The sequence below is a fragment of the Schumannella soli genome, from assembly GCF_006517435.1.
In the GTDB taxonomy this organism is placed as follows: domain Bacteria; phylum Actinomycetota; class Actinomycetes; order Actinomycetales; family Microbacteriaceae; genus Schumannella; species Schumannella soli.
Genome location: NZ_VHQG01000001.1, coordinates 225,495 through 247,958, shown reverse-complemented (window position 1 = coordinate 247,958; position 22,464 = coordinate 225,495). Strand labels below are relative to the sequence as shown.

General features: G+C 71.1%; 19 protein-coding genes, 1 tRNA gene and 1 pseudogene. 15 read left to right on the top strand and 6 right to left on the bottom strand.

Features of this window, described 5'->3' with window-relative positions; translation table 11 throughout:
• The 10 genes and pseudogenes from FJ657_RS17250 to FJ657_RS01085 form a co-directional block, all read left to right on the top strand.
• Positions 1–1,465, top strand: a pseudogene (locus tag FJ657_RS17250) (hypothetical protein); the annotation flags it as partial.
• Positions 1,465–2,064: a recombination mediator RecR gene (recR, locus tag FJ657_RS01125; RefSeq protein ID WP_141161861.1), complete on the top strand. Its 600-nt coding sequence runs from the start codon at positions 1,465–1,467 to the stop codon at positions 2,062–2,064. The pseudogene FJ657_RS17250 and the gene recR, both read left to right, overlap by 1 nt.
• 22 nt (positions 2,065–2,086) lie before the next feature.
• Positions 2,087–2,533, top strand: a complete 447-nt coding sequence (locus tag FJ657_RS01120; RefSeq protein ID WP_255447162.1) for a helix-turn-helix transcriptional regulator — start codon at positions 2,087–2,089, stop codon at positions 2,531–2,533.
• A gap of 87 nt (positions 2,534–2,620) precedes the next feature.
• Complete coding sequence (locus FJ657_RS01115) at positions 2,621–3,019, top strand: VOC family protein (RefSeq protein ID WP_141161860.1); 399 nt, start codon at positions 2,621–2,623, stop codon at positions 3,017–3,019.
• A gap of 137 nt (positions 3,020–3,156) precedes the next feature.
• A complete protein-coding gene (locus tag FJ657_RS01110; RefSeq protein WP_141161859.1) occupies positions 3,157–4,422 on the top strand; it encodes an aspartate kinase in 1,266 nt (421 codons plus the stop codon).
• Between the two features lie 151 nt (positions 4,423–4,573).
• Positions 4,574–5,644 (top strand): aspartate-semialdehyde dehydrogenase, encoded by a 1,071-nt coding sequence (locus FJ657_RS01105; RefSeq protein ID WP_141161858.1) that lies wholly within the window; start codon positions 4,574–4,576, stop codon positions 5,642–5,644.
• A gap of 50 nt (positions 5,645–5,694) precedes the next feature.
• Entirely contained in the window at positions 5,695–6,489 is a 795-nt protein-coding gene (locus tag FJ657_RS01100; protein ID WP_255447064.1) for an SGNH/GDSL hydrolase family protein, read from the top strand.
• A 9-nt stretch (positions 6,490–6,498) separates the two neighbouring features.
• Positions 6,499–7,968: a malate:quinone oxidoreductase gene (locus FJ657_RS01095; protein ID WP_141161857.1), complete on the top strand. Its 1,470-nt coding sequence runs from the start codon at positions 6,499–6,501 to the stop codon at positions 7,966–7,968.
• Positions 7,969–8,125: 157 nt separating this feature from the next.
• Complete coding sequence (locus FJ657_RS01090) at positions 8,126–9,169, top strand: LacI family DNA-binding transcriptional regulator (RefSeq protein WP_255447063.1); 1,044 nt, start codon at positions 8,126–8,128, stop codon at positions 9,167–9,169.
• A gap of 506 nt (positions 9,170–9,675) precedes the next feature.
• On the top strand, positions 9,676–11,337 hold the full coding sequence (locus tag FJ657_RS01085; protein ID WP_255447062.1) for an ABC-F family ATP-binding cassette domain-containing protein: 1,662 nt from the start codon (positions 9,676–9,678) through the stop codon (positions 11,335–11,337).
• A gap of 43 nt (positions 11,338–11,380) precedes the next feature.
• On the opposite strand, the gene FJ657_RS01080 is transcribed toward FJ657_RS01085, so the two are convergent.
• Positions 11,381–11,881 (bottom strand): helix-turn-helix transcriptional regulator, encoded by a 501-nt coding sequence (locus FJ657_RS01080; protein WP_141161856.1) that lies wholly within the window; start codon positions 11,879–11,881, stop codon positions 11,381–11,383.
• 152 nt (positions 11,882–12,033) lie between these two features.
• Here FJ657_RS01080 and FJ657_RS01075 point away from each other — a divergent pair, with 152 nt between their 5' ends.
• The 3 genes from FJ657_RS01075 (at position 12,034) to FJ657_RS01065 (ending at position 14,679) form a co-directional block, all read left to right on the top strand.
• Positions 12,034–13,209 carry an Rv2578c family radical SAM protein gene (locus FJ657_RS01075; protein ID WP_141161855.1) on the top strand — a complete coding sequence of 392 codons (1,176 nt, stop codon included), beginning with the start codon at positions 12,034–12,036 and terminating at the stop codon, positions 13,207–13,209.
• Positions 13,210–13,300: 91 nt separating this feature from the next.
• Positions 13,301–14,011, top strand: a complete 711-nt coding sequence (locus FJ657_RS01070) for a response regulator transcription factor (RefSeq protein ID WP_141161854.1) — start codon at positions 13,301–13,303, stop codon at positions 14,009–14,011.
• Between the two features lie 2 nt (positions 14,012–14,013).
• A complete protein-coding gene (locus FJ657_RS01065) occupies positions 14,014–14,679 on the top strand; it encodes a thymidine kinase (RefSeq protein WP_141161853.1) in 666 nt (221 codons plus the stop codon).
• 57 nt (positions 14,680–14,736) lie between these two features.
• Here FJ657_RS01065 and FJ657_RS01060 read toward each other — a convergent pair whose 3' ends face one another.
• The 4 genes from FJ657_RS01060 to FJ657_RS01045 all read right to left on the bottom strand — a co-directional run bounded on the left by FJ657_RS01060 (position 14,737) and on the right by FJ657_RS01045 (position 19,180).
• Positions 14,737–15,366, bottom strand: a complete 630-nt coding sequence (locus tag FJ657_RS01060) for a hypothetical protein (RefSeq protein ID WP_141161852.1) — start codon at positions 15,364–15,366, stop codon at positions 14,737–14,739.
• Positions 15,367–15,572: 206 nt separating this feature from the next.
• Positions 15,573–15,646 (bottom strand) — tRNA-Pro (locus tag FJ657_RS01055).
• 31 nt (positions 15,647–15,677) lie between these two features.
• Positions 15,678–16,640 (bottom strand): metallophosphoesterase, encoded by a 963-nt coding sequence (locus FJ657_RS01050; protein WP_141161851.1) that lies wholly within the window; start codon positions 16,638–16,640, stop codon positions 15,678–15,680.
• The gene (locus tag FJ657_RS01045; protein WP_141161850.1) at positions 16,640–19,180 is read right to left on the bottom strand and encodes a transglycosylase domain-containing protein; all 2,541 of its coding nucleotides are present in this window, start codon (positions 19,178–19,180) and stop codon (positions 16,640–16,642) included. The genes FJ657_RS01050 and FJ657_RS01045 overlap by 1 nt, the downstream gene beginning before the upstream one ends.
• Positions 19,181–19,233: 53 nt before the next feature.
• Between FJ657_RS01045 and sp36 the strand changes: the two genes are divergently transcribed.
• Positions 19,234–19,404, top strand: coding sequence for a Sp36 family protein (gene sp36, locus FJ657_RS16970; protein ID WP_179566262.1), 171 nt, complete (start codon positions 19,234–19,236; stop codon positions 19,402–19,404).
• The gene (locus tag FJ657_RS01040) at positions 19,401–19,886 is read left to right on the top strand and encodes a RidA family protein (RefSeq protein ID WP_181408819.1); all 486 of its coding nucleotides are present in this window, start codon (positions 19,401–19,403) and stop codon (positions 19,884–19,886) included. The genes sp36 and FJ657_RS01040 overlap by 4 nt, the downstream gene beginning before the upstream one ends.
• A 97-nt stretch (positions 19,887–19,983) precedes the next feature.
• On the opposite strand, the gene acs is transcribed toward FJ657_RS01040, so the two are convergent.
• Positions 19,984–21,948 carry an acetate--CoA ligase gene (gene acs, locus FJ657_RS01035; protein WP_141161848.1) on the bottom strand — a complete coding sequence of 655 codons (1,965 nt, stop codon included), beginning with the start codon at positions 21,946–21,948 and terminating at the stop codon, positions 19,984–19,986.
• Positions 21,949–22,464 lie beyond the last annotated feature (516 nt).

Genomic DNA, 22,464 nt, shown 5'->3' with positions numbered 1-22,464 from the left:
CGGGCAGAACGTCGCCGGGCAGAACGTCGCCGGGCAGAACGCATCGGGGTCGGCTTCCTCGGGGCCGAGCGCTCCGACGACGACGCCGTCGAGTCCGACGGCTCCGAGCGCCTCGACTTCGGGCTCCTCGGCCACGGCCGCTTCGGAGCCCGCTCCCTCGGGTTCGACCGGTCCCGCCGCTCCCGCATCCGCTCCCGACGCAGGTCCCGACCGCGACACGGCTGTCGCCGCCGACCGTGGCGTCGTCGCCCCGCGTGCGCCCGAGCCGCCGGCCGAGACCGCGATCCCGACGTCCGAGCCGCGCCGGGCCGAGCGCCCTGAAGCGCCCGCGCCCGTCGGCCCCGTCACCGTGCAGCAGCTGCGCGACGCCTGGCCCGAGGTTCTCGAGGTCGTGCAGAAGTCGCGACGTCAGGCCTGGATGGTCGTGCTCACCGCGACCGTGCTCGACCTCAACGGCGATGTGCTCGTGCTCAGCTTCCCGAGCGAGAAGGACTCCGAAGGCTTCAAGGGCAGCGCGCAGGCCGCGCTCGAGACCCCGAGCGAGCAGCTGCGTAGCGCGATCCAGCAGGTGCTCGGCATCCGCGTGAAGTTCCTCGTGCGCCGCGGCGCCCCCGGGCAGGGTGGGGCCGGCGAGGCGAGCGGCACCGGCACCCCGGCCGGTCCGGCAGCCGATCCCGGCGCTGCCCCGACGCGCGCGACCGCCGCAGGAGCATCGGCGCCGAGCGGCGACGGGAACCCGGGTGCCCGCTCCGGTGGATCCGGCGACGCGTCCGGCGCGACCCCGAGCGGCTCCGGCGCGGCCGGCGCCGCCCCGGCCGCGCCCGGCGGCTGGAACGTCGCCCGCATCCCCGACTCCGATCCCTCCGCTCCGCCCGCGGACGCACAGCCCGACGCGGCCGACCCCGAGATCGAGCCCATCGTCGGCGGCAAGGACGCCGACGGCTGGGCCGCGCCCGGCCTCGATTCCGCGACCTCGTTCGACGGTCCGGCCGTCGATCTCTCGTCGCTTCCCGACTCGATCCGGCCCGCGTCCGCGCTGCGCGGCGCGCCCGACGCCGGCGCCGGCCCGGCCGTGGGCACGGTGCCCGCGCGCGGCTCGGCACCCTCCGGCTCCGGGGCATCCGGTGCCGCTTCGGCGGGCCCGGACTCGAGCAGTTCGTCGGCCGCGGCGCCCGAGCCCCGCGACGAAGACGCCCCGCCCGACTACGACGCGCCCCCGCCTCCGGACGAGGGCGGACGTCCCGCCGGGCGCAGCTCCGCATCCGCCGCCGCGCCGTCGACCGCCGCTCCGGCGCGTCCCGCACGTCAGGCGCCCACGGCGCCGCGTCGACCCGGCGCGCCCGCCGGCCAGCGCTACGGCGAAGCCGTCGTGCGCGAGATCCTGGGTGCGACCTTCATCGAAGAGCACACGATCGCCCCGACCGTGAAGCCCGTGGCCGAGCCGCCGCGCGGGGATGACCTCTGATGTACGAGGGGATCGTCCAGGAGCTGATCGACGAGCTCGGCCGCCTGCCCGGCGTCGGGCCGAAGTCGGCGCAGCGCATCGCCTTCCACATCGTGCAGACCGAGAGCTACGACCCGACACGGCTGTCGGAGGTGCTCGCCGAGGTGCGCGACAAGGTGCGCTTCTGCCAGCAGTGCGGCAACGTCGCCGAGGGCGAGCTGTGCTCGATCTGCCGCGACCCGCGCCGCGTGCCGAGCGTGATCTGCGTGGTCGAGGAGGCGAAGGACGTCGTCGCGATCGAGCGCACCCGCGAGTTCCGGGGGCTGTACCACGTGCTCGGCGGCGCCATCAGCCCGATCGACGGCATCGGCCCCGATCAGCTGCGCATCACGCAGCTCGTGCAGCGTCTGGCCGACGGCACCGTCACCGAGGTCATCATCGCGACCGACCCGAACCTCGAGGGCGAGGCGACCGCGACCTACCTCTCGCGTCTGCTCATCCAGCCGGGGCTCCGCGTGAGCCGCCTCGCCTCCGGCCTGCCGGTCGGCGGCGACCTCGAGTACGCCGACGAGGTCACGCTCGGCCGCGCTTTCGAGGGCCGCCGCGTCGTCGAGCACTGACCGGACGGATGCGGCCGTGGCGCTGACACCGGAGCGTCGCGCCGAGCTGGTGGCGCTGCGCCGTGCCCGCGACCTCATGGACCGCGAGTTCGCGAGCGGCCTCGACGTTGCCGCGGTCGCCCGTCACGCGCATATGTCGGCCGCCCACTTCTCGCGGCGCTTCCGCGCCGCCTACGGCGAGACGCCGAACTCCTACCTGATGACCCGCCGTGTCGAGCGAGCCATGATGCTGCTGCGCGGCGGCGCGAGCGTGACCGAAGCCTGCATGGCGGTCGGCTACAGCTCGCTCGGCTCCTTCAGCACGGCCTTCACGAGCATCACGGGCGAGTCGCCGAGCGCCTACCGTGCCCGCCCGCACTCGCCCTTCGAGGAGATGCCGGCCTGTGCCGCCCGCTCCGTCGCGCGCCCGACGCGCCTGCCGCGCCCACCGGCCGGGCCACCCGCCGGCGCGTCCGCCGCATCCACCTGACTCGCTGAGCCCGGCGCTCAGCCGCGCCGTCCGATCGAGCAGGATCCGAGAAGCCGGATGCGCGCGCACCCGCCTAGCGTGAACGCCATGAGCATCGGACTCCGCTTCGTGAACATCACCGTCGATGACGTCGACGCCGCGATCGCGTTCTACCGCGACGGCCTCGGCTACGAGACCCGCAACGACATCGCCTACGGCGACGGCCGCTGGGTCACCCTGGGCGTGCCCGGCGAGGCCGCCGAGATCGTCCTCTCGCAGCCGCACGCGGGCCGCGCGCCCGCCGACGCCGAGGCGCTCGGCGAGCTGCTCGCCAAGGGGCTCCTGCCGAACATCGTCTTCCTCAGCGACGACGTGGATGCGGCGTTCGCCCGCTTGCAGCAGGCCGGCGCCGAGATCGTGCAGGAGCCGACCGATCAGGACTGGGGCCCGCGTGACTGTGCCGTGCGCGACCCCGCGGGCAACATGGTGCGCGTCTCGGCCGCCTGAGCCGCGCATCCGCCGGAGCCGCACATCGGCATCGCCGCGAGCGCGAGCGCGAGCCCGGGCGCTGCGTCACGCGGTCGGCGGGCCCCCGCGCGCTCGATATGATTCCCGAGGAATCGAGCAACCGGGAGTCGGCCGTAGTGAGCCTGATCGTGCAGAAGTTCGGCGGATCCAGTGTCGCCGACGCCGAGAGCATCAAGCGCGTCGCGAAGCGCATCGTCGAGACCCGCAAGGCGGGCAACGAGGTCGTCGTGGCGGTCAGCGCCATGGGCGACACCACGGATGAGCTGATCGACCTCGCCCATGAGGTGACGCCCATCCCCGACGCCCGTGAGATGGACATGCTGCTCACCACGGGCGAGCGCATCTCGATGGCGCTGCTGGCGATGGCGATCAAGAGCCTCGGCCACGAAGCCCGCAGCTACACCGGCAGCCAGGCCGGCATGATCACGGATGCGCAGCACGGAGCCGCCCGCATCGTCGACGTCACCCCGGTGCGCGTGCGCGAGGCGCTGGACGAGGGCGCCATCGCGATCGTCGCCGGCTTCCAGGGCTTCAACCGCGACTCCCGCGACATCACGACCCTCGGCCGCGGCGGCTCGGACACGACCGCCGTCGCCCTCGCCGCCGCGCTGAACGCGGATGTCTGCGAGATCTACACCGACGTCGACGGCGTCTTCACCGCCGACCCCCGCGTCGTGCCCCGCGCGCACAAGATCGACACGATCACGAGCGAGGAGATGCTCGAGCTGGCGGCCGCCGGCGCGAAGGTGCTCTACATCCGCGCCGTCGAGTACGCGCGCCGCCACGGCGTGACGCTGCACGTGCGCTCGTCGTTCAGCCCCGCCGAGGGCACCCTGGTCATCAACCCCACCGAGGGAGAGAAAGTGGAAGAGCCGATCATCACCGGTGTCGCCGGCGACCTCAGCGAGGCGAAGATCACCGTCGTCGGCGTGCCCGACGTGCCCGGCAAGGCGGCGGAGATCTTCACGATCGTCGCCAAGACCGGCGCCAACATCGACATGATCGTGCAGAACGTGTCGGCCGCGGCCACCGGCCTCACCGACATCTCCTTCACGCTGCCGAAGTCCGACGGCCAGAAGGTGCTCACGACCCTCAAGGCCGAGCAGCCCGAGGTCGGCTTCCAGTCGCTGCAGTACGACGACCAGATCGGCAAGCTGTCGGTCGTGGGCGCCGGGATGCGCACCAATGCCGGCGTCTCGGCCCAGCTCTTCACGTCGCTGAGCGACAACGGCATCAACATCGAGATGATCTCCACGAGCGAGATCCGCATCTCGGTCGTCACCCGCGCCGACTCGCTCGCGAAGGCGACGCAGGTCGTGCACACGGCCTTCGGTCTCGACTCCGACGGCGAGGCCAAGGTCTACGCCGGAACGGGTCGCTGACCCGATCGCGCTGACCCGGCGCGTCGCCTTCCTGCCGATCTCCGTCGAGGTCGTGCCGAACGCGGTCCACCGCCGTGCACGACACGGCGGTGCGCGCCGTGTCGCCCTACACTCTCCGTAATCCTTCTCGCATCATCGATCGGGCACATCCATGAGCACTTCCGGCATCCGCATCGGCGTCGTCGGCGCCACCGGCCAGGTCGGCGCCGTCGTGCGCCGCCTCCTCGAAGAGCGCGACTTCCCGATCTCCGAGATCCGCTTCTTCGCCTCGGCGCGCAGCGCGGGCACGACGCTCCCCTTCAAGGGCGAACAGATCACGGTCGAGGATGCGTCGGTCGCCGACCCCAGCGGACTCGACGTCGCGATCTTCTCGGCCGGCGCGACCATGTCGAAGGTGCAGGCCCCGCGCTTCGCCGCCGCCGGCGTCACGGTCGTCGACAACTCCTCCGCCTGGCGCATCGACCCCGAGGTGCCGCTCGTCGTCAGCGAGGTCAACCCGCACGCGATCGACCAGGCCGTCAAGGGCATCATCGCGAACCCGAACTGCACCACGATGGCCGCGATGCCGGTGCTGAAGCCGCTGCACGAGAAGGCCGGACTGACGCGTCTCATCGTCAGCACCTACCAGGCCGTCTCCGGCGCCGGTCTGGTCGGCGGCGAGGAGCTGCTCGCCGAGGCGACCGCCGCGGTCGGCCAGGATGCGATCGAGCTCGTGCACGACGGCTCGGCCGTCGACTTCCCGGCCGCCCAGGCCTTCCCGACCACGATCGCCTTCAACGTCATCCCGCACGCCGGCGACTTCGTCACCTCCGACGAGGTGCCGCAGGAGTTCGCGGAGACGGTCGAAGAGCTCAAGCTGCGCAACGAGTCGCGCAAGATCCTCGAGATCGACGGTCTGCCGGTCAGCGGCACCTGCGTGCGCGTGCCCGTCTTCACCGGCCATTCGCTCTCGATCAACGCCGAGTTCGCCGAGGCGATCAGCCCCGCCGAGGCCCGTGAGCTGCTGAAGGACGCCCCGGGCGTGCAGCTCGTCGACGTGCCGACGCCGCTCGCCGCCGCCGGCATCGACCCCAGCCTGGTGGGTCGCATCCGCCAGGACGAGGGTGTCGAGGGCGGCCGCGGTCTGGCCCTGTTCATCTCGAACGACAACCTGCGCAAGGGCGCCGCCCTCAACGCGGTGCAGATCGCCGAGCTGCTCGCCGCGCGTCTCGTCGCGGCCTGATCGGCTCGCCTCACACCGAACCGCAACCTGACCGGGTTCGAATACCCGGCATGGATGCGCATCCCGCACGACGCCCGCGCCGGTCGGCCCCTCCTCTGCTGAGGAGGATGCTGACCGGCGCGGTCGCGTTCGCGGCCGGGATCGCGCTCGCGGGATGCGCGGCGGGCGCGGGCGGCGGCAGTAGCGCCGGCGCGAACGGCGGCGCTGACGGACAGGGAGGCGCCGTGAAGAGCGACCCGAGCACGCCGATCATCGACCACGGCGACCCCGACGGCGAGCTCGTCGCCTTCTACGGCGACTCGTACACGATCGGCACGGCGCTCGCCGACCCCGAGAAGGAGCGCTGGCCCGCTCTGATCAGCGCGGAGCGCGGCTGGCGCGAGTTCAACCCGAGTCTCAACGGCCTCGGCTTCGTGAACCAGCGCGGCGACCGCGACCTGCCCGGACAGATCGTCGCCGCGAAGCCCGACATCGTGATCGTGACGATGGGGCTCAACGACAACTTCAGCTACGCCACGGCCGCCGACGACATCCACGCCGCGATCGACCGCGACCTCGACCGGCTGCACTCGCAGCTGCCCGACGCCCGCATCATCGTCGTCGAGCCGTTCTGGTACCAGGACGAGCGTCCCGCCTCGCTCGCGCAGATCATCCGCTGGGTGCACGCCGCGGCCGACCGCATCGACGCCGACTGGATCCCGGGCGCCTCGCACTGGATGGATCGCGCGGCGAAGCGCGGTGTGCTCGCCGACGACGGGCTGCACCCGAACGCGGCCGGTCACGCCGACTTCGCGCGCCGGATGGATGCGGCGCTCGCGGAACTCGGCCTCCCGCCCGAGAACTAGACTGGCCGGGTGAGTAAGCCCATCGACGTCGCCCTGATCGGCGGCGGAATCATGAGTGCGACCCTCGGAACCCTGCTGCAGCGCCTCGAGCCCGGCTGGTCGATCTCGATCTTCGAGAGCCTCGGCGACATCGCGCAGGAGTCCTCCAACCCGTGGAACAACGCGGGCACCGGCCACTCGGCTCTCTGCGAGCTGAACTACACGCCCGAGAAGAACGGGCAGATCGACGTCAGCAAGGCGATCGAGGTGAACGAGCAGTTCCAGGTCTCGCGCCAGTTCTGGTCGTACCTGGTCGACGAGGGCGCGCTGCCCGACCCGAAGGCGTTCATCAACGAGGTCCCGCACATGAGCTTCGTGTGGGGCGAGAAGAACGTCGACTACCTGCGTCGCCGCTTCGAGGCGCTGAAGGACCACCCGCTCTTCGCCGGCATGGAGTACAGCGAGGATGCGAAGGTCATCCGCTCGTGGGCTCCGCTGTTGATCCCCGGTCGTCGCAAGGACCTGCCGATCGCCGCGACCCGCATCGCCGCGGGCACCGACGTCGACTTCGGCGCACTCACCCGCCTGCTGGTCGGCACGATGACCGACAAGGGCGCGAAGCTCAAGACCGACCACCGCGTGATCGGCCTCAAGCGCACCAAGGACGGGCTGTGGAAGATCCGCATCCGTCACGAGATCGGCGGCACGGTGCTCGAGGTCACGGCTCGCTTCGTGTTCGTCGGCGCCGGCGGCGGCGCCCTCAACCTGCTGCAGAAGTCGGGCATCCCCGAGATCAAGGGCTTCGGCGGCTTCCCGATCAGCGGCGAGTTCCTGCGCACCGACAACCCCGAGGTCGTCGCCCAGCACGCGGCGAAGGTCTACGGCAAGGCGTCGGTCGGCGCCCCGCCGATGTCGGTTCCGCACCTCGACACCCGCGTCGTGAACGGTCAGGCGAGCCTGCTCTTCGGCCCCTACGCCGGCTTCTCGACGAAGTACCTCAAGAAGGGCTCGCTGCTCGACCTGTTCCAGGCGCTGCGCCCGCACAACATCTCGACCTTCCTCGGCGCCGGCCTGAAGAACCTCGACCTGGTCAAGTACCTCGTCGGCGAGGTCTTCGCCAGCCGCGCGAAGAAGATCCGCGCCCTGCAGGAGTTCGCGCCGAACGCGAAGGGCTCCGACTGGCGCCTCATCACGGCCGGCCAGCGCGTGCAGGTCATGAAGAAGGATGCGAACGGCAAGGCCGTCATCCAGTTCGGCACCGAGGTCGTCTCGGCCGCCGACGGCTCCATCGCCGGTCTGCTCGGCGCCTCGCCGGGCGCCTCGACGGCCGTGCCGATCATGCTGACGCTCGCCGAGAAGTGCTTCCCCGACAAGATCGCGGAGTGGACCCCGAAGCTCACCGAGATGGTGCCGAGCTACGGCGCGACGGTCGGCGCCGACGAGAAGGTCGCCGCGGCGACGCTCGAGCGCACCGCAGCCGCGCTGCAGATCCAGCGCTGATCGGGCGCTGATCCGGGCCTGGTCGGGGGCCGACCCGGCGCCGCCGATCGCGTCGGGTCTCCGCATCCGGTCGCGTGCTGACTACGCTGAGCGCAGCGCGTGACTGCGCGCGATGCGTCGTCTTCGCCTGGCGTGGGCCGCGACGCGGGGGAGCGCGATGACGCGCAGAGAGCAGGATGCGATGGCGCAGCGGGTGGGGATCCGCGAGGTGGCCCGGCAGGCCGGCGTCTCGGTCACGACCGTGTCGCACGCGCTCAACGACCGCGGTCAGGTGAGTGCGGCGACGCGCGAGCACGTCAAGCGCATCGCGGTCGAGCTCGGCTACGCGCCCAACCGCATCGCGAGCGCACTGCGCAGCCAGCGCTCGCGGCTCATCGGCTTCGTCAGCGACGAGATCGCCGCGACGCCCTTCTCGGGGCGGGTGATCACGGGCGCGCAGGATGCGGCGTCCGAGCTCGGCCTCATGCTCATGGTCGTCGACTCCGCGCGCGACAGCGGACTCGAGGAGCGTCAGATCGACACCCTGCTCGCCCAGCAGGTCGACGGCGTGGTCTATGCGCGCATGTTCCACCAGCTGGCCGACGTGCCGGCGACGCTCGGCGCGCATCCGACGATGCTGGTGGATGCCGTCGACCGCGCCGGCGTCCAGCCGTCGATCGTGCCCGACGAGGTGCAGATCGGGCGCATCGCGACCGAGCACCTGATCGAGGCGGGTCACCGTCGCATCGCGCACCTCACCCTCGAGCAGCAGGGCGAGGCCCGCGACGGACGCGAGGCCGGCTTCCTGGCGACGATGCGCGAGTGCGGGCTCTCCGGTCCTGTGATCCGCGTTCCCGGCATCGGCGACGCCGTCGCGGGGCGACGCGCCGCCACCGAGCTGCTGCGCCGTCATCCCGAGATCACGGCCGTGCTCTGCTTCAACGACCAGGTGGCGATGGGCGTCTACCAGGTCGCGCAGGCGGCGGGGCTGCGCATCCCGCAGCAGCTGTCGGTCGTCGGCGTCGACGACTTCTGGCCGATCTCCGAGGGGCTCGATCCGGTGCTGACCACGGTCGCGCTGCCGCACTACGCGATGGGCCGCCTCGCGATCACCCGGCTCGAGGCGCTCATCTCGGGCCAGCCGGATGCGTCTCCGCGCGAGGCGCGACTCGCCTGCGAACTCGTGCGGCGCGCGTCGGTGGCCAGCCCGTCCACCCCGTGATTCCGGCCATATGCCGATTCGGGCATGACCTTCGCGGCGTCGCAGCGCGGCAAGAGGAGCCGTCGCCGGATCGCGGTCGGGCGAGAACTCCGGGTGTTGACGGATGCGCCGAGCGGGTCTAGCGTCGCTCCCCGTGAAGATCTGAGACTCCGTCCGACCCGCGTCTGAGGCAGCTGCCCGGCGGGTGACGTGCGCCGATCCGGCGTCCCGTGCGAGCAGCGCGGGGAGTCTCTTCCGAATCCCGATGGTCTGACGGCCCGGCGGTCATCCGCCCCGCCGTTCCGATCATCATCCGACGACCGATCCCGGCCGAGGACCTCCGCGTTCCGTGGCGGCCCTGCGACCGGCATCCCTGTCACCGCGATCCCGGATGAACTCCACGCCCGCTCCCGGACCCGGCTCCGGCGCCGATTCCGACGCCGAACCGAAGGAGCCCTCGTTTGCGATCCCCGAACACCACCCTCGACACCACGCCGCCCGTGCAGAGCGCTCCCGCGCGTAGCGGGGTGACCGGATCCGGTCCGACGGCCCCGCTGCGCGGCGACCCGTCGGTCCCGCTCTGCGCGGTCGGCGTGACGCACGCCTACGGCGACCGTCGCATCCTCGACGACGTCTCGCTGACCGTCGCACCCGGCACCCGCCTCGGCCTCATCGGCGAGAACGGCGCGGGCAAGTCGACGCTGCTGCGCATCCTCGCCGCGGCCGAGCAGTCCGACGAGGGCCGCGTGACCGCGCCGCCCTCGGTCGGCCTGCTCTGGCAGGAGGTCACGGTCGACGGATCCGCGCTGCTCAGCGACCTCGTCGACGCCGCGATCGCCCCGCTGCGCGAGCTCGAACGCGAACTGGAGTCGGCCGCGCGCGAGCTCGGCACGAGTCCGGCCGCCGATGAGCGCTACTCCTCGGCGCTGGAGCGCTCGGAGCAGCTCGACCTGTGGACGCTCGATGCGCGCCGCGACGAGCTGCTCGACGGCCTCGGCGTGGGCGCTCTCGAGCTCGACCGCCGCGTCGACACCGTCTCGGGCGGGCAGCGCAGCCGCGTCGCCCTCGCGGCGCTCCTGCTCTCGCGGCCCGATGCGCTGCTTCTCGACGAGCCGACCAACCACCTCGACGATGCCGCGGTGGGGTTCCTGGCGAGTCAGCTGCGCGCCTGGCGCGGCCCGCTCGTCTTCGCGAGCCATGACCGCGCCTTCCTCGACGACGTGGCGACCGACCTGCTCGACATCGATCCGGCGCTGCACGGCACCACCCGGTACGGCGGCGGCTACAGCGACTACCTCGGGGCGAAGGCGGCCGAGCGGGCGCGCTGGGAGCAGCGCTTCGCCGAGGAGTCGGACGAGCTCGTGCGGCTGGCGGATGCGGTCGTCACGGTGGCTCCGGCCATCAACCACGCCCGCGCCATGCGCGACAACAACAAGATGTCGTACCGGCTCAAGGGCAACCGCGTGCAGCAGCAGATCAGCCGTCGGGTGCGGGCCGCGCACAGCCGGCTCGACGAGCTCGAGGCGAGTCGGGTGGAAGCGCCGCCGCCGCTGCTCAGCTTCACCGGCATCCCCCGCGGCTCGCAGGTGCTCGACGACGACGAGCCGCTCATCCGGCTGCACGACGCCCGGGTCGACGGACGCCTGCGGGTCGACGAGCTGAAGATCGCCCCGCAGGCGCGACTGCTCGTCACCGGGCCGAACGGCGCCGGCAAGTCGACGCTGCTCTCGGTGCTGGCCGGCGACCTCCCCGTGCGCGGGGCCGTGCGCCGCCGCAAGGGGCTGCGCATCGGGCTGCTGCGGCAGGACGTGCGCTGGCCCGACGGCTCTCGCACGCCACGCGCGCTCTGGGAGGAGCGCCTCGGCGCCGAGCGGGCGGAGCGGCATCCGCTCGTCGACCTGGGGCTGATCGCCTCACGCGACCTCGATCGTCCGGTCGGGCGGCTCTCGATCGGGCAGCAGCGCCGCATGGCGCTCGCTCTCGTGATCGCGAAGCCGCCGCACGTGTTCCTGCTCGACGAGCCGACGAACCACCTGTCGCTCGGCCTGGCCACGGAGCTCGAGGATGCCCTGGGCGACTATCCGGGCGCGGTCGTCATCGCGAGTCACGACCGCTGGCTGCGGCGGCGCTGGCACGGCGCCGAGCTCGCCCTGACGGCGGGGGAGGTGCGCGTCGCGGCGGTCGCCTAGCGCGGCGAGGCAGCGCGGCAGCGTCCCGTGGTCGCCGCGGGCCTCAGCGCGGACGATCCGCGCGGGGCTCGCGGCTGCTGCGGGAGAGCGGGTAGCGCTCGTCGAGGCGCGGTTCGATCACCGCATCCATCAGCCAGCGCCCGAGCAGCGCGCCGCCGGCCCAATAGGCGCCGAGGGCGAGGTAGAGCTGGCCGAGTCCGGTCATCGCGACGACGACCGTGATGCCCATCGCCAGCACCACCCCGATGCCGACGTAGAGGCTGCGCCAGGAGCGGGTGGCGCGGTCGCGCTGCTGCTGCTCCCGCTCGGTGCGGGCGTCGAGGCCGTCGACGGCCTCGCCGAACTCGGGCTTCTCGACGGTCTCGAAGAGGTCGCGCACCGGCACGTCGAAGGCGCGGGCGACGAGGGTGAGGGTCTCGAGGCTGGCGTCGTCGCCGCGCTCGAGCCGCTGGATCGTGCGCACGGTCACGCCGCTGTGCTCGGCCAGCCGCTCCTGGGTCCAACCGCGTTCGCGGCGGAGGGTGCTGATGCGGGTCTCGTTCATGCCCATCACGCTAAGAATGCCCGTCTTCTCCCTCCACGTCAGCAGCACGACGATCACCCGACAGCCGCCCGACAGCGACCCGACAGGCGGTCCGCCCTCGAGGATCCGGGGCCGCGTTGACACGATATCGAACATATGTTCGAATGTCGAGCATGAGATGGAGCGGGCAGCAGCTGGATGCCGAGCAGCAGGGCGCGCTGCCCGGGCTGGCCCGCCTGCACGACCTCGTGCGCTCCGTCAGCACACCCGAGTTCGCCGGCATCACCTTCCACGAGGTGATGGCCAAGAGCGCGCTGAATCACGTGCCGAGCGCTGCTGCGCTGCCCTTCGGCTGGACGATCAACCCCTACCGCGGCTGCAGCCACGCCTGCGTCTTCTGCTTCGCCCGGCGCACGCACGAATACCTCGACCTCGATGCCGGGCGCGACTTCGACGAGCAGATCATCGTCAAGGTCAACGTCGCCGACGTGCTCGAGCGCGAGCTGGCCCGGCCGAGCTGGGGGCACCATCCGGTCGCCCTCGGCACCAACACCGATCCCTACCAGCGGGCCGAGGGGCGCTACCGGCTCATGCCCGGCATCATCGCGGCGCTCGCCGCCTCGGGCACGCCGCTGAGCATCCTCACCAAGGGCACGCTTCTTCGGCGCGACCTGCCGCTGCTGCAGGCCGCCGCCGAGCGGGTGCCCGTCGACCTGGCGATGTCGATCGCCGTGTTCGACCCCGAGCTGCAGAAGTCGATCGAGCCCGGCGCCCCGAGCACCGAGGCGCGGCTGGCGACGATCGCGGCGGCGCGGGATGCGGGCTTCAGCCCGAGCGTCTTCCTCATGCCCGTACTGCCCTGGCTCACCGACAGCCGCGACCACCTCGACCGAGCGCTGGGTCGGATCGCCGAGGCGGGCGCGAGTTCTGTCGCCTACTCGGCGCTGCACCTGCGGCCCGGCGCGCGCGAGTGGTTCTTCTCCTGGCTCGCGCGGGAGCATCCCGATCTCGTGGGCCGCTACGCCGACCTCTATGCCGAGTCGAACTACGCGCCCAAGGACTACCGGCGCTGGCTCGCCGCGAAGGTGCAGCCGCTGTTGCGCAAACACGGGCTCGGCCGGGCGCAGGAAGAGCCCTCGACCGGAGCGATCCGGTCACGCGGACTGCGCTCGCGCCCGACCGGACCGCCGCCCAAGGTCGGGTTCGACGGGGTGACGGGTGACGGTGCGGGGTCCCTGGCAGGATCCGGTGCCGCGAAGAGCGGAGCGGTCGCGGCGAACTCCGAGCGGATGCTCGCCGCCGAGCTGAGCCCGGCCGCCGCCGAGGCGCTGCAGCCGAGGTTGTTCTGAGCGGCAGACGGAGCGATGCGCGAGCGAAGCCACGGGATCTGCACGACGACCGTTGCCGGGCGGGGCGCGCCGCACCCTCTAATCTGGAGGAATGAGCATCCCGGGCGTCTCCGCAGCCCCCGGCGGCGACGCACTCGGCGCCCGGACGCCGCGGCGCTCCCCGGTGCGACTCGCCCTGCTCGACGACCACGAGGTGCTGCTCGATTCGCTCAGCAGCTGGATCTCGGGCAACGCCCCCGACTTCGACGTCGTGCTCGCGGCGACCAGCTGGCTGCAGCTCGTGCACAGCCCGGCATTCCCGACCGAGATGGTGTTCCTCGACCTGCAGCTCGCCGAGCCGGTCAGCATCGAGGCCCGCGTGCGCACCTGCCGTGCGGCGGGAGCCAAGGTCGTCGTGCTGACGAGCCTCGACACCCCGGAGGCGCGCGAGCGCGCGATGGCCGCCGGCGCCGCCGAGTTCCTGGTCAAGACGCTTCCGATGGCCGAGGTCATGGAGGCCGCGCGCCGCGTCATGGGTCTCGACGACGCCGGCACCGCAGGCGGATGGCGGCCGCCGCCGTCGGGCGCCGCCGCGCATCCCGAGCACGTCCGCCCCCGGCTCAGCCCGGGCGAGGAGGAAGCCCTCAAGCTCTACGTCGCCGGCCACAGCACCGCCGAGGTCGCCGCCGAGATGAACGTGCAGTACGAGACCGCGAAGACCTACCTGCGCCGGGTGCGCGAGAAGTACGCCAAGGTCGGGCGCCCCGCGGGCAAGAAGGCCGAGCTGATCCGCCGCGCGGCGGAAGACGGGATCCTGGAGTAGCGATGGCGAAGCTCTACTTCCGCTACGGCGCGATGAACTCGGGCAAGAGCACGGCCCTGCTGCAGGCGGCGTTCAACTACGAGGAGCGCGGTCAGCACGTGCTGCTCGCGAAGCCCTCCGTCGACTCGAAGGGCGACGACGCCATCGTCTCCCGGCTCGGCGTCACCCGCCCGGTCGACTTCACGGTCGGCGTCGACGACGACATCCGCGCCACCTTCGCGCGGGAGCGCCGCTCGGTGATCGAGCGCACCGAGCTGGATGTCAGCTGCCTGCTCGTCGACGAAGCCCAGTTCCTCACCGAGGGCCAGGTCGACGACCTCTTCCGCATCGTCATCGAAGACGACGTGCCGGTGCTGGCCTACGGCATCCGCACCGACTTCCAGACCGTCGCCTTCCCCGGCAGCCGCCGCCTGCTCGAGGTCGCGCACTCGCTCGAGGAGCTCAAGACCATCTGCCGCTGCGGACGCAAGGCCGTCTTCAACGCGCGCACCGTCGACGGGCGCTTCATCTTCGACGGCGAGCAGGTCGCGATCGACGGCGTCGAGGTCGGCTACGAGTCGCTTTGCGGCGCCTGCTACCTCGACGAGAGCGGCGGTGTGCTCAACAACGGCTGGCGCCCCCGCCTCGACTTCAGCTACAAGTCGGGCCCCGACGCCGACTTCGCCTGAGCTGCGGATCCCTTCGGTCAGGTCGCGAGAGCATCCTGCATCCGGGACCGTTCCGGGTCAGCTGACGGCGCGGATGATCAGCTGCGCCGTGATGACCGCGGCCAGGACCGGGACGGCGGCGACGGCGTAGCGCAGGCCGCGCACGAGCCGGCGGCGCTGCGGCTCGCCGGTCGTGTGCACGAGGCCGAGGCCGGCGACGACGGTGATGCTCGCGGTGACGATCCAGGGGAGTCCCCAGCGCACGAACTCCGAGATCCGCCAGGTCGAGGTGGCGGCCAGTTCGAGCCCGCTGCCGTCGGCGTCGCCGAGCGACGCATCGGTGAGGTTCAGCCAGGCCAGCACGGCTGCCCAGATGAGCGTCAGAGCGGATCCGATGGCGAAGCCCCAGCGGGCGACGGGGATGAGCGGCGGCTCGGGCTGCTCGGCGTCGCCGAGCGCGATCACGAGCGCCCCGAGCGACACCGCGACCGAGGTGAGGATCACCGCCGAGACGGAGGTGTCGAGACCGCCGTCGAGGATGGTGCCCGCCGCCGTCGCGAAGGGGCGCGCGATGAGGCCGGCGAGAGCCGGTGCGCCGAGCGCGACGATGCCCGCCGAGAGATGCGGGGTGATCCGCGTCGCCGTGTCCGCCGAAGTCGGCCGGGCCGGCGACGGCTCGCTCGCGGGCGGGACGGGGGAATCGGGCACGGCTCGATTCTGTCGCGCGAACGTCCCGCGTGCCGCAGCTCACGCCGCGCAGCGCGGATCCCGACGTCGTGCGCTGACGCGAAGAGGGCTCGGGCACAGCAGAAGGCCCAGACGCAAGAGAAGGCCCAGATGCGGAAGACGGCGCAGACGCAGAAGAGGGCCGCCCTGCTGGGCGACCCTCTTCTGCTGTGTTCTCTTCAGATCTGTCGGGGTAACAGGATTTGAACCTGCGACCTCGTCGTCCCGAACGACGCGCGCTACCAAACTGCGCCATACCCCGGTCTTCACTTGCTGCCGCGAGCGGCAACCTGTCAAGGATAGCCGACTTCTGAGGCGGTCAGTGTCACGACCACCGCTTCGGGTGGGCAGGCGAAGCGCACGGGCGCGTAGATCGACGTTCCGAGACCCGCGGAGACCTCGAGGAATGCGCTCGCGCGTGCGCTGCGCCACACGCTGAGCCCCTGTGCCTGGGCCGGGGGGATGTCGCAGTTGGTCACGAGCGCGGGCCGCCCGGGGATGCGCACCTGCCCGCCGTGCGTGTGCCCGGCGAAGATGAGGTCGGCGCCCTGCGTGGTCAACGCATCCAGCACGCGGCGGTAGGGCGCGTGGGTGACGCCGATGCTGACGACCGGCTCGGCATCCTCGCTCGACCACTCGACGTTCTCGCGCAGCTCCTCGATCGCGCCGGGCAGCGCATCCAGCCGGTCCCAGCCGCGGTGCGCGTCGCCGGTTCCGAAGAACTCGAGGCGCGTGCCCTTCAGCTCGATCGCGCGCGCGTGGTTGTTGAGATCGAGCCAGCCGAAGTCGAGCTCGAACAGCCGGTTGAGGCCTTCGGTGTCGAGATCCATGGGCCGTGAGCCGTGGCCCTCGCGGGGGAAGAAGTAGCCGAAGGGGTTCTTCAGCACCGGGCCGTAGTAGTCGTTCGAGCCGTGCGCGAAGACGCCCGCGGTGCCCGCGAAGGGCTCCAGTGCGTAGTGCAGGGCGTCGAGCGCGTCCGCGTGGCCGAAGTTGTCGCCGGTGTCGACGATCAGATCGGGCTCGTAGCGGGCGAGCGAGCGGACGAACTCCTGCTTGCCGTGCTGCCACGGCGCCATGTGCAGGTCGCTGAGGTGCAGCACCGTGATGTCGCGGCTGCCCGGGGGAAGGATCGGCAGGATCTCCTCCCGCACCGTCCAGCGCGTGCGCTCGACGACGACGCCGTAGGCAGCGACCGCGGCGCCGGCCGCGACGGTCAGCCCGAGGGCGGTCGCCGTCGTGCGGCCGGCCCGCGCCATCAGCAGCGGAACTTCTTGTAGTCGAGCGTGATCGGCGTCGACGGACTCGCCATGGCCCCGCCCGCGGGTGTCTGCGCGGTCACGACCGGTTGCGCATCCGCGGGTTGGCTCGTCGCCGTGCATTGGCCTTGCGATACCGAGGTGAATCCGGCGTCGTTGAGGGCCTTCTTCGCGTCATCGAGCGACTTGCCGGTCACGTCGGGCACGGCCTTGCCGGTTCCGTTCGAGGTGAACACCGTGATCGTGGTCCCCTTCGCCAGCGAGGTGCCGGCCGCGGGGTCGGTGCGCACGATCGTGCCCGCCGGCTGATCGGAGTCGATCGGGCCGCCGTCGGCGAACAGCAGATCGGCGTTCTCGATGACGGGCTGCGCCTTATCCACCGTCTGACCGGTCACATCGGGCACGATCGTGGGCTTGCCGGTGAGCAGCGCCGGGTCGGCGGCGGCGATGTCGCCGCCCTTGTGTCCCGCATCGACTGCTTGAGCGATGCCCTTGAAGATGCTGTTGCGCAATGAGGCGGCTTGGATGCCGCCGACGTAGATGCGCCTCAGATTCTGGGATCCCTGGATGTTGCCGACCCACAGCGAGGTCGACGCGGCCGTCGACGCGCCATTGGTCCAGGTCTGCTTGGCCTCGTCGGTGGTACCCGTCTTGCCGATGTACTGGGTTCCGTCGCGCGGGTTCGCGGCGATGGCCGTACCCTCTCCGACGAACACGCCCGCCATCACGTGAGCTGCGGTGTCGGCGACGTTCGCGGGGATCGCCTGCGTGCAGTCGCCGACCTGCCCCGGCAGCTCGGTGCCATCCGGAGCGACGATCTTGTCGACGATGGTCGGCTTGCAGAAGTTGCCGTGGTCGACGATCGCGGCATAGGCGGCGGCCATCATGAGCGGGCCGACGTTGTTCTGGCAGACGCCGATCGCGCAGATCGGCACCGTCTGCAGGGGAGCCTTCGAGTCGAAGGCCTTGTGCACACCGAGCTTCGAGGCGATATCGGCGATCTCGCACTGGTCGACCTTGGTCGCCATCTGCAGGAACACCGAGTTGACCGAGCGCGCCGTGCCGCGGGCGACCGTGTACGGGCCGCCTTCGCCGGCGTCGTTCTTGAAGGTGACGGCCGGTCCGCCCGGGCTCTCGCCGCAGGTCGTGAACTTCGAGTAGGGGATGGAGCGCACGCTCGCATTGAACGACTGGTTGACGCCGTTGCCGGCCGCGAGATAGGCGAGAAGGGTGAATGGCTTCCAGGTCGATCCGGGCTGGAAGCCGCCCGAACCGCCGTGGTCCGCATCGGCCGCGTAGTTGATCGCCGTCGTCGTGGGATCGCTGCTCTGCGTGTCGTCGAAGTCCTTGTTCTGAGCCATCACGAGGATGCGACCCGACCCGGGCTCCACGGTCGCCGCGGCGGCGCCGAGCTGGAAGCGCGACTCCGTCGGCGGCGCCTTCGCCTGAAGCACGTTGCGTGCGGCGATCTGCGCGTTCGCGTCGATCGACAGGTAGAACTTGTACCCGCCGGTCTTGTAGTTCTCCAGGCGCTCGGTCGCATTCGCGCCGAGCGAGGTCAGCTCCTTGATCGAGTTGCGCAGGTAGTCGCAGGGGAGCCGGTACTCCCGCGCTGCGTAGGCGCATCCACTCGTCGGCGGCGTGATGCGCACGAAGTTCGCATCCACCGGAATCGCGAGGGCCTCGTCGCGCTGCTTCTGATCGATGAACTTGGCCGCGTACATCTTGTTGATGATGTAGTCGCGGCGTTCCTGGTTGCGCTTGTAGTTGTCGGGATTCGACAGGCGCAGCTGGTCGGGACTCTGGGTGATGGCGATGATCGACGCGGACTGGGCGACCGTCAGGTCTTTCGCGTTCACCGAGAAGTACTGATTCGCCGCCGCCTGAACCCCGTAGGTGTTGACACCGAAGTTGGCGATGTTGAGATAGCCCTGCAAGATCTCGTCCTTGGAGTACTGCTTCGCGAGGCTGATCGCGAGCTTGATCTCCTTGAGCTTGCGGCTCGGGGTCGGCTGGGTGGCCTCGTTGTAGGCCTTGGTCTGCGCCGCCTTGTCGCCCTCGTTCTCGTTGAGGGCCTTCTGCACGAGGATGTTGCGCACCGTCTGCATGGCGAGCGTCGAGCCACCGGTGTCGCCCGATCCGGTCACGTATCCGAACCCCGCGCGCATGAGCGACTGCAGGTCGACGCCGCCGTGCTCGTAGAAGCGCACATCCTCGCCGGCGATGGCGGCCTTCTTGACGAAGTCGCTCATCTGGTCGAGCTTGACCTCCTGACGGTTCTGGTCGAAGACCGTCGCGATCTTGAGGTCGTTGCCGTCGGGACCCTTGATGTAGATCTCGTTCTGCTGCTTCTGCTTTCCGAGGGTGATGTAGTCGGGCAGACCCTCGAAGATGCCGATCGTGCTGGAGGCGGTCATACCGGTCACGGCGAGAGCCGGGGCGACCATGACGGTCACCAGAACACCGGCGAGGGCGCTGAAACCGAGGGTGCCGAGGGTGGCGCCGATGAGCGAGCTCACCGTCTTCTTCTGGGCAGGCATAGGCTCGATGGTACGTTACGGCCCCTCGCCCCCGACTGAATGGATGCCCAACGATGCCGACCTGGGAATACCTGACGACGCCGCTCCTGATCCACAACACGACGGCGATCCTCAACAACTGGGGATCGCAGGGCTGGGAGCTCGTGCAGATCGTCACCGGTCCCGAGGGCGGGCTCGTCGCCTACCTGAAGCGGCCCGTCGCGGCGGCGGGAGCCGAGGCGTGAGCGGCCGCATCGAGGCCCGTCTCGCCGGGCTCGGACTGACCCTGCCGGCGGTCGCCGCGCCGGTCGCCGCCTACATCCCGGCCGTCACGACCGGGAACCTCGTCTACACCTCGGGTCAGCTGCCCTTCATCGACGGCGCGCTGCCGGCGACGGGCAAGGTCGGGGCGGATGCTGCTGGCGGCGACGGGCTCGTCGCCGCCGAGGATGCGAAGGCCTACGCCCGCACCGCGGCGCTCAACGCGCTCGCCGCCGTCGAGAGCGTCATCGGGTCGCTCGACCGGGTCACCCGCGTCGTGAAGGTCGTCGGCTTCGTCGCCTCCGACCCGGCGTTCACCGGTCAGCCCGGCGTCATCAACGGCGCCTCGGAACTGCTCGGAGAGGTGTTCGGCGACGCCGGCATCCACGCCCGCAGCGCCGTCGGCGTCGCGGTGCTGCCGCTCGACGCCCCCGTCGAGGTCGAGCTGGTCGTCGAGTTCGCCTGATCCGCCGACCCCGATTCGACGAAGGCCCCCTCCCGCCGATGCGGTGAGGGGGCCTTCGTCGTCAGCGAACCGGATCGCAGCGCCGCGACCCGGCCGGCTACTTCAGCTTGTCGGTGATGATCTGCATCACGTTCGTGTCGGCCAGCGTGGTCGTGTCGCCGATCTCGCGGCCCTCGGCGACGTCGCGCAGCAGGCGCCGCATGATCTTGCCCGAGCGGGTCTTCGGCAGCTCGGTCACGATGAACACCTGGCGCGGGCGGGCGATCGCGCCGATCTGCTGGGCGACGTGGGCGCGCAGCACGTCCGCCGCCTCGGCCGCCGTCGCGACATCCGCCTGGCTCGCCTTCACGATCACGAAGGCGACGACGGCCTGGCCGGTGGTCTCGTCGTTCGCGCCGACGACCGCCGACTCGGCGACCCACGGGTGAGACACGAGAGCTGACTCGATCTCGGCGGTCGAGAGCCGGTGACCCGATACGTTCATGACGTCGTCGACGCGGCCGAGCAGCCAGATGTCGCCGTCCTCGTCTTTGCGGGCGCCGTCGCCGGCGAAGTACCTCGGCGGCTCGCCGTCGCCGCCCGGGAACTTCGACCAGTAGGTCTCGACGAAGCGCTCCGGGTCGCCCCAGATGCCGCGCAGCATGCTCGGCCAGGGCTCGGTCACGACCAGCAGTCCGCCTTCGCCGTTTCCGACGGGCGTGCCGTCTTCACTGAGCACATCCACCGAGATGCCCGGCAGCGGCACCTGCGCCGATCCCGGCTTCAGCGTCGTCAGGCCCGGCAGGGCGCTGATCATGATGCCGCCGGTCTCGGTCTGCCACCAGGTGTCGACGATGGGCGCCGCGCCCGCGCCGATGATGTCGCGGTACCAGATCCACGCTTCCGGGTTGATGGGCTCGCCCACCGACCCGAGCAGGCGGATGCTCGACAGGTCGTACTTCTGCGGCTCCTGTCGCCCGATCTTCATGAACGAGCGGATGGCGGTCGGCGCCGAGTAGAAGATCGACACCTTGTACTTCTCCACGACCTCCCACCAGCGCGCCGGGTGCGGGGTGTCAGGCGTGCCCTCGTAGATGACCTGCGTGGCGCCGTTCGCGAGGGGGCCGTAGACGACGTAGCTGTGGCCGGTGATCCAGCCGACATCGGCGGTGCACCAGTAGACGTCGGTCTCGGGGTGCAGGTCGAAGACGTTCTTGTGCGTGTACGCCGCCTGGGTGAGGTAGCCGCCGGAGGTGTGCAGGATGCCCTTCGGCTTCCCGGTGGTTCCCGAGGTGTAGAGGATGAACAGCGGGTTCTCGGCCTCGAACGCCTCCGCGTCGTGCTCGTCGCTCGCTTCCTCGACCGTGTCGTGCCACCACAGGTCGCGTCCTTCGGTCCACTCGACGGTGTTCTCGCCGCGGCGCACGACCAGCACGTGCTCGACCGTGCTCGCGCCGTCGGCGAGCGCCGCATCCACCGCGTTCTTGAGCGGGAAGACCTTGCCCTTGCGCCAGCCGCCGTCGGCCGTGATCACGAGCTTCGCCTCGGCGTCGTCGATGCGGGCGCGCAGGCTGTCGGCGCTGAAGCCGCCGAACACGACCGAGTGGATGGCGCCGAGCCGGGCGACCGCGAGCATCGCCACGACGGCCTCGGGGATCATCGGCAGGTAGATCGCGACCCGGTCGCCGTGGCCGACGCCGAGCTCGGCGAAGGTGTTGGCGGCGCGCTTCACGTCGGCGGTGAGCTCTTCGTAGGTGATCGAGCGGCTGTCACCCGGCTCGCCCTCCCAGTGCAGCGCGATGCGGTCGCCGTTGCCGGCCTCGACGTGCCGGTCGAGGCAGTTGTAGGCGACGTTGAGACGGCCGTCGGCGAACCACTTCGCGAACGGGGCCTCGCTCCAGTCGAGCGTCTGGGTGAAGGGGGTGGACCACGAGAGCAGCTGCCGCGACTGGTCGCCCCAGAAGGCGAGGCGGTCGGCGGCGGCGGCCTCCGCGAGCTCCGGCCCGGCCACGGCGTTCTCGACGAACGCGGGGGCGGGAGGGAAGCGGCGGGTCTCGTGGAGCAGGCTGTCGATCGAGTTCATGGACGTCGTCATCCTTGTTTCTCTGGCGTGACGCCGCGACGTGCCTGGTCGCCGCAGCGCTGCGGTGGTTCGGTGTGCTCGATCCTAATCACGGGCGGGTTGCGGGCGGGTTGCGCGGGGGACGCCGCGGGGCTGTCGCGCGGTCGACGCGGGGTCGTCGGAGGGTCGTGACGGGACCGGCGCGGAGGTTGTCGCGGGCTGTCGGGCGCCCGCCGGGCAGCGGGCCGGGCCGGCCGGCCGAGGCGACTCGGCGTGTCGTCGCCCGAGACGGGGTACGTTCACGATCCGCTTTTCGTGCGTTCGCATGAGTTCAGGTCACGATCCCCGGATTTCCGGGGTACAGCCCGTTGCCAAGCCCCCCTTTTGGAGTACACTCGACCCTGCCGAGGGCGACCTCGGTTCTGCAACGCAAGCGATTCCCCCCGATCCTGTGTTGCCGTGGCGGCGCCCGTTCCCCCCGATGGGCGCCGCCCCTCTTTAACCGGCGTTCCTGCCCGCGGTCCGGGCGACGGCGTT

What these genes read in the sequence shown, in the direction of transcription:
- FJ657_RS01070 (WP_141161854.1), top strand. Translation starts at nt 13,301, where the DNA reads ATGAGCATCCCGGGCGTCTCCGCAGCCCCCGGCGGCGACGCACTCGGC.
- FJ657_RS01050 (WP_141161851.1), bottom strand. Translation starts at nt 16,640, where the DNA reads ATGGCGCGGGCCGGCCGCACGACGGCGACCGCCCTCGGGCTGACCGTC.
- FJ657_RS01090 (WP_255447063.1), top strand. Translation starts at nt 8,126, where the DNA reads ATGACGCGCAGAGAGCAGGATGCGATGGCGCAGCGGGTGGGGATCCGC.
- FJ657_RS01080 (WP_141161856.1), bottom strand. Translation starts at nt 11,881, where the DNA reads ATGAACGAGACCCGCATCAGCACCCTCCGCCGCGAACGCGGTTGGACC.
- FJ657_RS01115 (WP_141161860.1), top strand. Translation starts at nt 2,621, where the DNA reads ATGAGCATCGGACTCCGCTTCGTGAACATCACCGTCGATGACGTCGAC.
- FJ657_RS01100 (WP_255447064.1), top strand. Translation starts at nt 5,695, where the DNA reads ATGGATGCGCATCCCGCACGACGCCCGCGCCGGTCGGCCCCTCCTCTG.
- FJ657_RS01045 (WP_141161850.1), bottom strand. Translation starts at nt 19,180, where the DNA reads ATGCCTGCCCAGAAGAAGACGGTGAGCTCGCTCATCGGCGCCACCCTC.
- FJ657_RS01075 (WP_141161855.1), top strand. Translation starts at nt 12,034, where the DNA reads ATGAGATGGAGCGGGCAGCAGCTGGATGCCGAGCAGCAGGGCGCGCTG.
- FJ657_RS01065 (WP_141161853.1), top strand. Translation starts at nt 14,014, where the DNA reads ATGGCGAAGCTCTACTTCCGCTACGGCGCGATGAACTCGGGCAAGAGC.
- recR (WP_141161861.1), top strand. Translation starts at nt 1,465, where the DNA reads ATGTACGAGGGGATCGTCCAGGAGCTGATCGACGAGCTCGGCCGCCTG.
- acs (WP_141161848.1), bottom strand. Translation starts at nt 21,948, where the DNA reads ATGAACTCGATCGACAGCCTGCTCCACGAGACCCGCCGCTTCCCTCCC.
- FJ657_RS01105 (WP_141161858.1), top strand. Translation starts at nt 4,574, where the DNA reads ATGAGCACTTCCGGCATCCGCATCGGCGTCGTCGGCGCCACCGGCCAG.
- sp36 (WP_179566262.1), top strand. Translation starts at nt 19,234, where the DNA reads ATGCCGACCTGGGAATACCTGACGACGCCGCTCCTGATCCACAACACG.